Consider the following 12662-nt stretch of genomic DNA (forward strand, 5'->3'; position numbering starts at 1 on the left):
AAATGGTCTTAATGGAAAAGATGGTGCAACTCTTCCAGTCTCCAGAGGAAGCCGACGCAGCAACGGCCGCCTACTGGGCTACCCAGACCCCCGAGCAGCGTCTTGAGCACATGGTCAATATCCGGCACCAGTGGGTCAAGGAAGATGAACGACGAATTCCGCGAACTTATCAGTTGCTTGAAGTCGCATAACGTCGAGTTCATGGTCGTCGGAGCGTACGCTCTTGCAATCTATCTTGAGCCACGAGCAACCCAAGACTTGGACTTGTGGCTAAAGCAGTCGAAAGAGAACATCGAGGCCTTTGGGAAAGCGATGGCAGAATTTGGAATTCCGATTCCTGGCTCGGGGTTGACGGACTTTCTTGAAGGAAGGAAACTGATACGGATCGGTGTTCCGCCTAACCAAGTCGACTTCTTGTCGTTCTTAGGTCCGGTAGGCGGCGAATACGCTTTCGACGAGCTTGCCACACGCCAAGTCGAGTCAAACTTCTACGGGGTTACCGCGCGCTTCCCGTCCGCTGAGGATATTCTCGCTTCCAAACTCGCCGCAAACCGTCCCAAGGACCAAGGCGATATTGCTCAGTTAAAGCAACTACTCGACAGAGCTTAAAGACCCTCGTGCCCCTTCTCGCCCTTCTTCGGAACGAATTTCAACACCTTTCCGTTCATGCAGAAGCGCAAACCGGTCGGTGCTGGGCCGTCGTTGAAAACGTGTCCAAGGTGCCCATCGCATCGAGCGCAGTTCACCTCAGTTCGAATAGTTCCGTACGAGCGGTCTGTCTGGAACCAGATTCGGTCGCGGTCAATCGGCTTGTAGAAGGAGGGCCAACCAGTGCCAGAGTTGAACTTCGAATTCGCGTAGAACAAATCGAGCCCGCAGCCAACGCAGTAGTAGGTACCCTCTCCCTTCTGGTCAAGGTTCACCCCGCAGAAGGCGGGCTCGGTGCCTTTGGCTCGAAGGATCTCGTACTGCTCCTTGGTCAGCTTCTTCTGCCACTGCGCGTCCGTCATCACAACCTTATCTTTGCGGGCCGGACTTACGTTGGAGACCCCAGGAATCTTGATGTCCTGAGCCAACACAATTCCGCTAATGAGCAAAGCGGCGGGAACGACGAGCAAAGATGCGAGCTTCATACTTCTCTCTATGAGAATCAGACGTACAAAGTTCCTGAACGTTTAGTCAGATCAGTGAGGCTTGCCAAAATAGAGCGGCAGGCCGAACTGTTTGAACTCATCCCACGGGAAGTTTGTCGGATCGCTCTTGCGACCGTAGGGCTGCGCAATGTACTCGTGCGAGGCGATCTGAACGATTGGAAACCGTCTTTTCAATACAACAATGATTGCTTTCAACGCATCCAGCTGAGCTGCAGGGTAAGGGTCTTTTCCGTCATTGAGGTTGACGAGCTCGATTCCGACAGAGAAGTGATTAAGATTCTCTTTACCTCTTACGTCTTTGCTCACGCCGGCATGCCAAGCGCGATCAAAGGTGCTGACATTCTGGACGATTGAACCGTCTTTCCCAATTGTATAGTGGGCACTGACTTGGGAAGACTCTCGCTGAAACGCCTCGGTCGTGGCTTTGAGAGTTGGAATCACGGTGCTGTGGATGATGATGGTGTCCACGACAACTCCTTCGGGACGGGGGCCAAAGTTGGGGGACTGAATCCAAACCAGCTTCATGTAACCGGGATCTTTCCACGGATTAGGCATGGGCGATTTGCCGTCGCCTTGGGTCATCGAGATCAGTGCGTAAGTGCAAGTAATAGCAGGAATCATACGATCCTTTTACCCTGCTTTGAAAACTGCCTGATCGTTGTGCTGAGGCGGATGGAACTATCGAATGTCTCCGTTAACCTCACCAGGTAAAATGAACCTATCGTGGCAAAGATATTGATCACCGGAGGAGCAGGTCTCATTGGGACAAACCTCGCGAAAGAGTTGCGAGGACGTGGACATAGCGTCCAAACCGCAGATATCAAGTTCAGTTCTGAGCCAGAGCATTTCCGAATCGACACTGGCGAGTTTCGTCAGATCGAAGAGGTGATTCAATCCACGAAGCCAGATTTCGTTTACCACCTGGCCGCCGAATACGGTCGATGGAACGGCGAGGACCACTACGAAAACCTTTGGCGAACAAACGTGGTTGGCACGAAGCACGTCCTGAAGCTTGCGAAGGAGCACAAATTTAAGACCATCTTCTTTTCCAGCGCGGAAGTCTATGGCGATTACGATGGGGTGATGACGGAAGACATCATGGAGAAGATCCCCATCAAACAGATGAACGACTACGCCATTTCAAAATGGGCTGGCGAACTCCAATGCCTCAATGCAGCCGAAATGTGGGGAGCCGAGGTCGTGCGAACGCGACCCGTCATGTGTTATGGTGAGCACGAGCCTTACAACCCGTATCGTGGGGTCATGCCAATTTTTATCTATAGCGCCCTGACTGGTAAGCCGTTTAAGTGCCACCGTGGGCATAAGCGCATTTTTGACTACGTCACAGACTCCTGTCGAACGTGGGCAAACATCGTTGACAACTTCAAGCCCGGCGAGGTGTACAACGTCGGTGGTCGCGAAGAGTGGGTTGTGACCATCGAAGAGCTGGCGCAGATCATCATCGAAGTCACCGGTTGCGATCCCAATCTCTGCGAGGTCCACGGCGAAGAGGCATTCACGACCCGCATCAAGACCGTCGACTTTAGCAAGGCCCGGGCCGACCTGAAGCACAACCCAACGATCGATACTCGAGAGGGCGTGAAGCTTTACGTCGAGTGGATGAAGAAGCACTACGGATTCAACTAATCATGGAACAGTATCAATCGCATTACAAAGACAAAGTGATTCTCGTCACTGGCGGCGGAGGCGCAATTGGAACCAACCTTGTGCGAACCCTGGCGACACTCGGGGCCAAGAAGGTCATCATCCTTGACGACTTCTCCGCAGCTTACGATTGGAACATCCCGAACTTGCCGAATGTGATGCTCGTTAAGGGGTCGATCACAGACGAGATCGTGCTCAAACGATGCTTCAACGAGCGACCCGAGATCGTCTTCCACCTCGCAGCGTTCTTTGCCAACCAGAACTCAGTTGACTACCCTCAAAAGGACCTTCACGTAAACGGGGTTGGCACTTTGCTGATCCTGCAGTACTGCCAGATGACAAATGTGGGACGTCTAGTTTACGCATCTTCGGGTTGCTCGATCTACGGCTCGGCGGCGCCCCTGCCCCTCAAGGAAGACTTCGTTTCGCTGCACCTCACCACGCCATATCAGATCACGAAGATGCTGGGCGAGCTCTACGGAAACTTCTTCCACCACCACTTCGGTCTCCCGGTCGTCAAAGCCCGTTTCTTCAACTCCTTCGGCCCCGGTGAAGTCCCCGGTCAATACAGAAACGTCATTCCTAACTTCATTTATTATGCGTTGAAGGGAATCCCGCTTCCGTTCACCGGAACTCCGGAGGCTAGCCGAGATTTCACCTACGTCGATGATCTCGTTGATGGTCTTCTGCGCTGCGGTTACTTCGAACAGGCAATCGGTGCCGAAATGAACCTCGCCGGCGGACGAGAGACGAAAATTCTCGACATGGCCAACAAGGTTCTTGAACTCACCGGCAGCAAGGCCGGGATCATTGAGGCTCCCCAGCGCGTGTGGGACACCAAGAAACGGCTGCTAGCCAGCATCGATAAAGCTCGCGACCTCATCGGCTACGAACCGAAAGGTGTTTTCGACGAGGGCCTTCAAACAACGGTCGAGTGGTTCCAGGAGAATTGGGACGCGATCCAGCGAGACGCCGAATTCCCGAGAGGAATGTCTTCCGCCGCTCAAGGCGTCGTCAGCAAATAATGCGCATCCTCTTCGTTTCCAACTACTGGCCGCCCGAAAAAGGTGCGGCAAGCCGGTTGGGGATTGAATTGTGCAAAGCGCTTGCGGCGCAGGGTCATCAGATTGAGGTCGTCACCGGATTCCCTCGATACAAGCTCAAGGAAATGCCTGCCGAGTATTCAGGGAAACCCCATCTCGTTGAAGATGTCCAGGGAATTCGCACCATTCGTGTCCCCCTCCCCCATGCCTCAGGCGACCGTGCGCTGAAGCGCGGCTTCGACTGGCTCCTTCTTCCCCGGGCGTTCAAGAAAGGTATCAAGATGGCTGGTGAGGCCGACGTGGTTTACACGGTTCTGCCACCCATAACAATGGCTCACGCAGGGGCCTACGCAGCTAAGCTCAAAGGTACGCCGCTTGTCACTATGTACGGCGACATCTTCCCGAACAACGTCATCGAACTCGGCGCGCTGAGCAACCCACTTCTGATCAAGTTCTGTCGAAAGCTCGAACAGTTCGCCTACCGAGTGGCGAACAAGATCATCGTGCATAGCGATTGTTACAAAGACTACATGGTTCGCGAAGCTAAAGTGCCTGCGGAAAAGGTGAACGTGGTTTTCAACTGGGCAGATACTGAAGCAATCCAACCCCGAGAGCGTGAAAATGAGTTCCGAGCCGAGCATGAGCTTCAACGAAAGTTCGTTGTCTCTTATGCGGGAACCATGGGGCCAGCCCAAGGCCTACAAGTCGCATTTGAGGCCGCGGAACTTCTCAAAGACCATCCGGACATTCATTTCTTGATTGCCGGAGACGGACAAGATCGGGAGCGATTGGTCCGTTTGCTCGATTCGAGCAGGCTCACAAATGTGACGTTTCTTCCGTCGCAGCCACTTCCGAAGTACATTCAACTCATGGCCGCCAGCGATGTCTGCCTGGTGACTCTGGATCCCAAAGTCAAGGCTCCGACCGTCCCTTCAAAGATTTGGGAAATCATGGCTTCGGGGCGTCCGGTTCTTGCTTCTGTTGCGCTTGACGGAGACGCACCAAAGATCATCGAGCAAGCGAAAGCAGGAATCACGGTTGAACCAGGGGATGCGCGGGCTATGGCCAACGCAATTCTGAGACTCAGAGACGAAGCAGGGCTAGCTGAATTGCTGGGTTCCTCGGGAAGAAAATTCGTCGAGGAATTTGCAAGCGTCACGCCTTGTTCGCAAGCTTATCTGCGGGTATTCGAAGAAGCACTCTCAAACAAGAAGTCGTAAATGCTTCATCATAGAGGGTAGATGCCTAAAAAAGAGCCACCTGAGCCCCTGCTGAAAGCTGCGGAAACGCTCTTTACTGATCCTGCCGAGCGCACCGATTTCGTTGATGCGATGATGGCTGGCGACGCCCGTGATCAGGCGATCATTATTCTCAACGATCGTATCGAGATCAAGGCGTTCCCTCGGCATCGCCGCCTCAAGTGGCAGCCAGACTTCGTCGAGCGAATCTCCGACGACTTTCGCCCTTCCAAACATCCGCTGTATGAGAAAGGAGCTTACTACTCACTCGACTTCTCCTCAGTGTTCTCGGCAAGTGCCATGCTCGCGATCCCTCGCGATCCGGTTCGCGTCCTCGACATGTGCTCTTCTCCAGGCGGAAAGGCCATCTTCGCCTATCGCGCGTTCGAACCCGAACTTCTGTACTGCAACGAGTCGATTCGAAAGCGCGCTGGTGCTCTGATTGCCAACCTAGACCGTTGCAAGATCGAGCGCAGTCGTGTCTGGTCCGCAGACCCTTCGGTCTACTCCAAGGAGTTCAAAGAGACTTTCGACCTCGTCATTTGCGATGTGCCCTGCTCAGGGCAGTCATTGATGGCAAAAGGCGAAGACGCACATGAGAGCTTCTTTCCTAATGAGATCGACAAAAACGTCGGTCGCCAGCGCCGCATCCTCGGGAACGCCGTGCGAACCTTGATGCCCGGTGGGCACATGCTCTACGCCACCTGCACCTTCACGACACGCGAGAACGAGCGGGTCATCGAGTGGTTCCTAAAGAACCACGCCAGTATGGAAGCCGTCGAGGTTCCGCATCTGGCCGACTTCCGATCCCCCCTCTCAACCTTCCCGTCTTACCGCCTGTACCCCCACCAAAACCTCGGTGCCGGAGCCTTCGTCTGCCTCCTCAAAAAGAAGGGCGAAGTCTTGATTGAAGAAAGAGACTTAGACTTCCCCTACCTTTGGAAATTCGGCGACGAAGTCCTTAGCCGTCGTCCGCACGAGGCGGAGGATGAGCCGGTCGAAGAAGAAAAACCTCCGGTAGAACTGACGGCGAGGCAAATTGTTAGAGCCGCAACCGCGAAACCCAAACCCGAAAAACGACCACGAAGACCGCTGGGTCCAAGAGGCCGCTCTGGTGCTCGGCAAAACAAGCCACCGAGCGGAAAGCGGAAGCGAGGATGATTCCAGTTATCTCTAAAAGCAATGGAGCAGCCAGCTAACTTCGCGAACCCACAAGAGATGGTGGCTTTCGCCTGGAAGCTGCTCCTCGAAGCCTGCCACCAGCGCCGACACCCTTTCCATACGCCAACACTCTGCACAGTCAGTGCAAGAGGGCCGGAGGCAAGGTCGGTAATCCTGAGGGACGCAGGAGAGGCTGATTGGACTCTTCGGGCGAACGCGGATGTTCGCTCACCCAAAGTCAAACAGCTTGAAACGGACGGTCGTTCAACCTGGCAGTTCTACTCCTTTCCAGACTATCTCCAAGTACGGTGTTTCGGTCACACTCAAGTCCACCATCTCGACGAAATCGCTAACGAGGCTTGGAAAAGGAGCCAGCTTCTTTCTAGACGTTGTTATCTAGCTCCCCTCCCGCCATCCGCTCCCTTGGAGAAGCTCGAGTCAAATATGCCTCCAGACCTCGCGGGACGCGAGCCGACCGAAGAGGAATCTCGAGCAGGCTTCCAAAACTTTGCCGTCCTCCAATGTCACGTTGAGGAGATGGACATCCTTTCACTCCGATACGAAGGCAATCTCCGGCTGCGGGCAATCCGAAACCAATCACCAATTTGGACCGCCCCGTAACGTTGAGTCAGGGCTCAAGCCCAGCGCTTTCGGAGACGGTTGGTCATCCACAACGCCACATCCTCAATATCTGCCAGCGGCTTACCCGTTTGGGGATTCGACCACTGGTAATGGGGCGGGCCGAACTCAGGATCAAAGGTCGTCATTCGCCCAGCTTTCTCGTTGTTGCCGTGAATCGTGTCCCACCACTTTTCAAATTTAGGAATGTATCCCTCCCAGTTCTTCTCCCTTGGGTCGGGGACTTGTGGGCCTTCCTCAAAGCCGATCCGGGCATGGATATGCCTTGATCTCGTCAGAACGAGATCAAGCTGACTGCTGAAGCCGCCGAGCATCGACTCAGTCACCACCGTCCAGTGGCTCAAGTCGGCGCAGAGATACAAGTCAGGTAGGTCATTCAAATAACGTGCAGTTGACATTGGCTCGTACAAGAGCCGTCCCCGGTGGGTCTCGAAGTTCACCGGGAACGGAACCTGCTTTGTCGCCTCAATCAGTTGTCCAAGGAAATCTAAGCCCTGTTCGTAGGTCATCCATGGTCGTCCAGCGTGAATCGTTGCGCCAACGGCGCCGTTGTCGTAGGCCTCGCCGAGCCCGCGTTTGAACGCCTCAAGCTCGTCTCCGGCAACCATTGCCATGTACTTTAGCCCAGACTTCTCAATCTCCGGTTTCAGCGTAAAGTGCGGCTGAACCCAATCCTCAAACCCTTCGTAACCCTTGTCTCGAACCCAACGGAGTTTGTCTTCCATTGTCCCAGGGAGACCCCACAGGGTTTTGTACACTTCGACTTTCGCCATTCCCAGAATCTTACGCAAGTTCGTTAAAGAAATGGATCGAGTCGCGAATCTTTGATGCGAAGAGGCGTAACCTGTATGTGATGGTACGCACAGGCAGCGCCGAATGGAACGGCGGAATTATCGACGGCAAAGGCACAGTTTCAACCGAGACAGGAACCTTAAACAACGCCCCCTACTCGTTCACTTCTCGTTTTGAGGATGGAAAAGGCACTAACCCCGAAGAGCTTCTTGGAGCCGCCCACGCCGGTTGCTTCAGCATGGCCCTCAGCGGAGTCCTCGGCGGGCACAAGCTCGTAGCCGACTACATCCGAACTTCGGCTGCTGTCAGCGTGGTCAAGGTTGAAGGCGGCTTCGCCATCGACAAAATCCACCTCACCGTCGAAGCCTCAATCCCCGGTGCCACTGCCGAGCAGTTCGCCGAATGCGCCGCCACGGCAAAGGCCGGATGCCCAGTCTCAAAGCTCTTCACCGGTGCCGAAATCACCCTTGACGCTAAGCTGGCGTAAACCAAATCCCGGGGCGAACCGGAGAAGAATCATTCAGAATCAATTAAACTAAAGGGAATGTTCTTCTCCAAATCGCCCCACCCGGCGAATTTTCGATTCCTCAACAGCTTCAACGTCGAAACTGGAGAACTCAAAGACGCACAAAAGACCTTCCGAGCTCGACTAAGTAGCTTTGCGGGAGATGTCTTCCATCTCCAGGTATCTCATGAAACTTGGGGTGAGAACCGCGCGATTGTCGCTCTGAACGAGCCGGCTCACCACGACAGCAAGAAGGTCGAACTTACTTCCGACGGCCACATCGTCGTTCGCGGTCCCAAGAACAAGGTTCTGCTCAAGGGTCATTTTGGAGTGCTTGGTGAGAACTCCCTCTGGTCGTTCGAACTCTCTGACCAAGCCCAGTTCTTCGGCATGGGCGAGAAGTACTTCGGCCAGCAAGAGCTCTCCGGCTACCGCGCCAAGTTCTGGAACACCGACGTCTGGTCGGACTTCCACTGGGCGCAATGGGGAAACAACCCCGCGGATCCGCCCTATTACACCGCCCCCTACGTCGCGGCCCGCATCGCCGACACCTACGTCGGCTTCCTTCTCCACAACCCCTCGCCCGCCTTCATCGAAACCCCCGGCGTCGACGACAGCCGCGTCTTCGTCGAGTGGCAGCGCACCTCTCCTAACCTCATCCTCGGCAACGAAGGCGGCGAACCGAACCTGTGGATCATCGTCGGCCCAACCCTCCCCGAGCTCACCCGCAAGCTCCAAAAGCTCGTCGGCGTCACCCCGCTCCCGCCCCTCTGGAGCCTTGGCTACCATCAATCCAAGTGGGGCTATGAAGGCCACGACGACCTCCTCAAGCTCGACGCCGAGTTCACCAAACACCAAATCCCCTGCGACGGCCTTTGGCTCGATCTCGACTACATGCGCGACTACCGCATCTTCACCGTCAGCAAAGACAAGTTCCCCAACGGCCCTCAAGAAACCGCCGACGAACTCACCAAAACCGGCAGAAGAATCGTCCCGATCATCGACCCGGGCGTCAAAAAGGACCCCGGCTACGATGTCTACGATGACGGTCTGAAGAACAACGCCTTCTGCCAAACCAGCGAAGGCAGCCCATACGTCGGCCTTGTCTGGCCCGGCGAAACCGTCTTCCCAGACTTCACCCAAGACAAGGTCCGCCAATGGTGGGCAGGATACGCCAAACAATTCCGATCATCAGGCTTTGGAGCCTGCTGGGTCGATATGAACGACCCCTCCACCGGCCCCGTTGACCCCTACGAGATGTGGTTCCAAAACGGCAAAGACCACCACAACAAGCATCGAAACCAATACGCCCTCGGCATGCAACTCGCAACCTTCGAAGGGTTCAAACAAGCCAAACCGAACGAGCGCCCGTTCATCCTCTCCCGATCCGGCTTCATTGGCACCAGCCGATACGCTGCCATCTGGACCGGCGATAACTGCAGCAACTACTTCTATCTCGCCAACTCAATCCCCTGCAGCATCGGCCTCAGTCTCAGCGGACAGCCGTTCGCCGGAATGGACATCGGCGGCTTCGGCGGCGACGTCACCGACGAGCTCATGGTCGATTGGATCAAGCTCGCCTTCCTCTTCCCATTCGCAAGAAACCACAACGGAAAAGGGAACCGCGACCAAGAGCCGTTCGCCTTCAAGGCCCCGGTCATGTCGGTCATCCGCCGCTACATCCGCCTGCGCTACAAGCTCCTGCCCTACATTTACAACCTGTTCATCCAGCAGGAAGAAGCCGGCGACCCGATTCTCCGGCCGGTTTTGTATCACTACCCGGAAGCCGGAAACGAGAAGCTCGACGACCAGTTCATGATCGGCGACGCCATCCTCCAGGCCCCCTTCGTCAACGAAGAGAAGTCACGTAAGGTCACCCTTCCCGGAACCGACAAGTGGTACGACGCCCGCACCGGCGAATGGCTCGCTCCTGGTTCGCATATCATCAAGCGAAGCCGGGAAGAAACCGCCCTCTTCATCCGCGAAGGCGCAATCCTCCCCATGCAGCCCGGAACTCCGACCACCACCGAGAAGGAGATGCATAACGTCAACTTCCACATCTTCGTCCCCGAAGACTGGACGGGCGAAACCACCTACACCTACAAAGCCGATGACGGCCTCACCTACGACTACCAAAAAGGCATCCGCTCCGCGGTCCGCCTCACCGTGGTCGGCGCCAAAGGCCACCTCATCCTCAACCTCGAAGAACTAGCCGACGACCACGGCCCCATCAACCCCACGTTTGTGTTGCACGGTAATCCGAAGAGCGTCAAACTCAAAGGCCAAAACCTGCCGACCAAGCCCGGACGAGTGATGCTGACGGGACGAGGTTTAAGTGTTCAGGTGAGTTGATTCGGTTGGTCGAGTGTCTATATTCGGTATCTCACGGGCAATCGATCGCTAGCAGAAGTCACCTAGGTAGAACTTCGAGTTCCAATCCATAATGTTTTTTTCCATTTGATAACATTCTTCAAATACTTCCCTTGCAGGTAAGCGTTGGTGCCATAAATTTAGTGTTTGATACTCCACAGAAGCCACTTCCAATTTGGCGAATCTGATAAGTTCGTCTATGTTACGCTCGGTCCATATTCTGCAGTCGTTTGTATAACGCTTCAGATCAGGTTTCCGGAGTAACTCTGAAAACTTGGCATCAACGATCAGATCTGTTGTTGCGCCGAGGAGAACGCTGATTCGTTTTGCGTCGTTCAGATCTCCTCGAACTTGCCTCACCTTTTTTTCGGAAGGCTGCTGGTAGGCCTCAGCTGCACTGGCCTGTTCGGCGAGATGGCTCACGAGTAGCCCAAAGATCTTTAGACTGGGAATGTTCGCCCAGTATCGAGACATTACGAAGTCTACGATCCTCTCCAGAGCACTCTCTCCGAATGACTTTTTCGCTAATTTGATTATTTGTTTAGCGGTGTCACCCAGACCATTGGTCACAACGTGCGATAGCTCTGGTCTTCTCAACCGTGAATTGGCTGGCAATTCTCCACGGACTTCGAGATAGACGACGTCCAAAAAGAACTCGCGAGAAATGCCCATCTCTTCAACTTGAATCTGCCTCCGATTGGCAAATCGTGCGTGCCACTGCTCTCTAAGGACCATATAGTCCGTAGGATCTGGTCTTGGAGTGAACTCCGGTGCTGGCATCATAGGAACAGCCGCTGGTACGAAAACCAGATCAGACGGGTGTATTGCCTGAATCAAATTTGGTTGTCTGTACATGGAGGCACCTTCAGCGTATGCAACAAACAATGCAACAGTCGTTTTTGTTTCAATCTCTGGATAAGGAAGAAAAGAGCGCCCGACGGCTAGCTTTCCCATAAACTCAAACATCTGAGGTCGCTTAAGGTCGTCCATGGGAGCCGATTCAGCAAGAAGAGTTGGATCAATGGGACAAAGCCACCGTTGTCTACTTGTGAGAGCGGTCAAAAGGCTAGATAACTCGCTCCAGACTCCAACCTCAGAAAAAAGCATCTTCGTAATCAGAAACTGATCCAGTCCGATAACCCTAGTTGGCCAAAGATTTTTTGGGACCTGCCTGTTCCAGTGTTTCGATTGGCTTTGGCAAAAAAACAGTGCGTGGGAGTTGGCAAATCCCAAAAAACTCCAACAGTGCGGGTCTCCGCAAATAGAACAGTTCATCGAGATACATCCCTCTGATTCAAGCAGAGGGCTCAAGTTCGCATCCTCAATTCACCACCGGACAAGCCCAGCCATCAAACGTCCCACCATACCGAGCCGCCAAAGCCTCGAGCTCCAAAACTAACGGCCCCATTCGCGACGGCTCAATCGCCGTCTCCTTCACAAATTCGCACCAAAAATCGCCCGGCGCTGGCTCCCAGCGACCCTGCTTCCCAAGCACATACCCCTGAGCAAACACCTCCCCCAAAAACGCCTCCCGCCCGGCGTCCGAAGAAAACCAGGCCGCGAAATCCACCGGACGAACTTTCGTGTGGTCATCCCCATGCTGCTCCAGCTGCTGATACAAAGGGAAGTAGGCCGAGGTCACCCGCTCCAAGTCCGTGATCTTCGCATTCGCCTCGTACCAAGCCCAAGGATCTGGGTGCGGAGGAACAAGCGTAAAGGTCTCCTTCTTAAAAAGCCCCAACCCAACCGTAATCGGCGCGACTGTAGGCGTCTGCGAGACAAACAAGATCACCGTCCGCCCGTTCCCCGTCAAATGTCCAACTAGAACCACGGAAGACGGCACCGCCTTCTCCAACTTATCCTCAATCAGATTGTTCCGCTTGTACTCCCCCGAGTCCGCCGGAACTCCCGTCGGGGCCGGTTGATAGTTCAGAGTCACGCTCAACAGGTGTGGAAACTGAGCCCGCAAAGACTCCAAGTCCCCGCGAAACATGCCAATCATCGGCCTCGTTTCCGCATCCCGCACAAAGCTGATATAGCTGGCTTCGCTCATTCCTCTGTTTTACCGCCAGACAAGCTTCGTGTTACACTGACC

The 12662-nt window shown here is 54.6% G+C and carries 14 protein-coding genes; 9 read left to right on the forward strand and 5 right to left on the reverse strand.

Annotated features, from left to right (window positions below):
• Positions 1 to 11 precede the first annotated feature (11 nt).
• Together WCK51_02150 and WCK51_02155 are read left to right on the forward strand one after the other, a co-directional pair.
• A complete protein-coding gene (locus tag WCK51_02150; GenBank protein MEI7575666.1) occupies positions 12 to 191 on the forward strand; it encodes a hypothetical protein in 180 nt (59 codons plus the stop codon).
• A complete protein-coding gene (locus WCK51_02155; protein ID MEI7575667.1) occupies positions 178 to 609 on the forward strand; it encodes a hypothetical protein in 432 nt (143 codons plus the stop codon). The genes WCK51_02150 and WCK51_02155 overlap by 14 nt, the downstream gene beginning before the upstream one ends.
• On the opposite strand, the gene msrB is transcribed toward WCK51_02155, so the two are convergent.
• Both msrB and WCK51_02165 read right to left on the reverse strand, forming a co-directional pair.
• Positions 606 to 1133, reverse strand: coding sequence for a peptide-methionine (R)-S-oxide reductase MsrB (gene msrB / locus WCK51_02160; GenBank protein ID MEI7575668.1), 528 nt, complete (start codon positions 1131 to 1133; stop codon positions 606 to 608). The two genes, WCK51_02155 and msrB, sit on opposite strands and share 4 nt — an antisense overlap.
• A 51-nt stretch (positions 1134 to 1184) precedes the next feature.
• On the reverse strand, positions 1185 to 1775 hold the full coding sequence (locus tag WCK51_02165; GenBank protein MEI7575669.1) for an N-acetylmuramoyl-L-alanine amidase: 591 nt from the start codon (positions 1773 to 1775) through the stop codon (positions 1185 to 1187).
• Between the two features lie 102 nt (positions 1776 to 1877).
• Here WCK51_02165 and WCK51_02170 point away from each other — a divergent pair, with 102 nt between their 5' ends.
• From WCK51_02170 to WCK51_02190, 5 genes are read left to right on the forward strand one after another with little or no spacing between them, the layout of a single operon-like run.
• Positions 1878 to 2801, forward strand: a complete 924-nt coding sequence (locus WCK51_02170) for an NAD(P)-dependent oxidoreductase (protein ID MEI7575670.1) — start codon at positions 1878 to 1880, stop codon at positions 2799 to 2801.
• Between the two features lie 2 nt (positions 2802 to 2803).
• Entirely contained in the window at positions 2804 to 3844 is a 1041-nt protein-coding gene (locus WCK51_02175; protein ID MEI7575671.1) for an NAD-dependent epimerase/dehydratase family protein, read from the forward strand.
• On the forward strand, positions 3844 to 5082 hold the full coding sequence (locus WCK51_02180; GenBank protein MEI7575672.1) for a glycosyltransferase family 4 protein: 1239 nt from the start codon (positions 3844 to 3846) through the stop codon (positions 5080 to 5082). Before WCK51_02175 ends, WCK51_02180 begins: the two co-directional genes overlap by 1 nt.
• 21 nt (positions 5083 to 5103) lie before the next feature.
• Positions 5104 to 6261, forward strand: coding sequence for an RsmB/NOP family class I SAM-dependent RNA methyltransferase (locus WCK51_02185; protein ID MEI7575673.1), 1158 nt, complete (start codon positions 5104 to 5106; stop codon positions 6259 to 6261).
• A 21-nt stretch (positions 6262 to 6282) separates the two neighbouring features.
• Positions 6283 to 6882, forward strand: a complete 600-nt coding sequence (locus WCK51_02190) for a hypothetical protein (protein MEI7575674.1) — start codon at positions 6283 to 6285, stop codon at positions 6880 to 6882.
• 14 nt (positions 6883 to 6896) lie between these two features.
• On the opposite strand, the gene WCK51_02195 is transcribed toward WCK51_02190, so the two are convergent.
• Positions 6897 to 7673 (reverse strand): hypothetical protein, encoded by a 777-nt coding sequence (locus WCK51_02195; GenBank protein MEI7575675.1) that lies wholly within the window; start codon positions 7671 to 7673, stop codon positions 6897 to 6899.
• Between the two features lie 80 nt (positions 7674 to 7753).
• On the opposite strand from WCK51_02195, the gene WCK51_02200 reads away from it, so the two are divergent.
• Positions 7754 to 8179: an OsmC family protein gene (locus tag WCK51_02200; protein MEI7575676.1), complete on the forward strand. Its 426-nt coding sequence runs from the start codon at positions 7754 to 7756 to the stop codon at positions 8177 to 8179.
• 57 nt (positions 8180 to 8236) lie between these two features.
• On the forward strand, positions 8237 to 10549 hold the full coding sequence (locus WCK51_02205; GenBank protein MEI7575677.1) for a TIM-barrel domain-containing protein: 2313 nt from the start codon (positions 8237 to 8239) through the stop codon (positions 10547 to 10549).
• Between the two features lie 48 nt (positions 10550 to 10597).
• On the opposite strand, the gene WCK51_02210 is transcribed toward WCK51_02205, so the two are convergent.
• Positions 10598 to 11557, reverse strand: a complete 960-nt coding sequence (locus tag WCK51_02210) for a hypothetical protein (GenBank protein ID MEI7575678.1) — start codon at positions 11555 to 11557, stop codon at positions 10598 to 10600.
• Between the two features lie 331 nt (positions 11558 to 11888).
• Positions 11889 to 12620 (reverse strand): ribonuclease E inhibitor RraB, encoded by a 732-nt coding sequence (locus tag WCK51_02215; protein MEI7575679.1) that lies wholly within the window; start codon positions 12618 to 12620, stop codon positions 11889 to 11891.
• Between the last annotated feature and the right edge of the window lie 42 nt (positions 12621 to 12662).

Source organism: Armatimonadota bacterium (assembly GCA_037138755.1).
In the GTDB taxonomy this organism is placed as follows: domain Bacteria; phylum Armatimonadota; class Fimbriimonadia; order Fimbriimonadales; family Fimbriimonadaceae; genus Fimbriimonas.

Excerpts from the sequence above, each read along its gene's own strand:
- WCK51_02185 (MEI7575673.1), top strand. The coding sequence starts at position 5,104 with ATGCCTAAAAAAGAGCCACCTGAGCCCCTGCTGAAAGCTGCGGAAACG.
- msrB (MEI7575668.1), bottom strand. The coding sequence starts at position 1,133 with ATGAAGCTCGCATCTTTGCTCGTCGTTCCCGCCGCTTTGCTCATTAGC.
- WCK51_02205 (MEI7575677.1), top strand. The coding sequence starts at position 8,237 with ATGTTCTTCTCCAAATCGCCCCACCCGGCGAATTTTCGATTCCTCAAC.
- WCK51_02175 (MEI7575671.1), top strand. The coding sequence starts at position 2,804 with ATGGAACAGTATCAATCGCATTACAAAGACAAAGTGATTCTCGTCACT.
- WCK51_02150 (MEI7575666.1), top strand. The coding sequence starts at position 12 with ATGGAAAAGATGGTGCAACTCTTCCAGTCTCCAGAGGAAGCCGACGCA.
- WCK51_02200 (MEI7575676.1), top strand. The coding sequence starts at position 7,754 with ATGGTACGCACAGGCAGCGCCGAATGGAACGGCGGAATTATCGACGGC.
- WCK51_02180 (MEI7575672.1), top strand. The coding sequence starts at position 3,844 with ATGCGCATCCTCTTCGTTTCCAACTACTGGCCGCCCGAAAAAGGTGCG.
- WCK51_02195 (MEI7575675.1), bottom strand. The coding sequence starts at position 7,673 with ATGGCGAAAGTCGAAGTGTACAAAACCCTGTGGGGTCTCCCTGGGACA.
- WCK51_02215 (MEI7575679.1), bottom strand. The coding sequence starts at position 12,620 with ATGAGCGAAGCCAGCTATATCAGCTTTGTGCGGGATGCGGAAACGAGG.
- WCK51_02210 (MEI7575678.1), bottom strand. The coding sequence starts at position 11,557 with ATGGACGACCTTAAGCGACCTCAGATGTTTGAGTTTATGGGAAAGCTA.
- WCK51_02190 (MEI7575674.1), top strand. The coding sequence starts at position 6,283 with ATGGAGCAGCCAGCTAACTTCGCGAACCCACAAGAGATGGTGGCTTTC.
- WCK51_02165 (MEI7575669.1), bottom strand. The coding sequence starts at position 1,775 with ATGATTCCTGCTATTACTTGCACTTACGCACTGATCTCGATGACCCAA.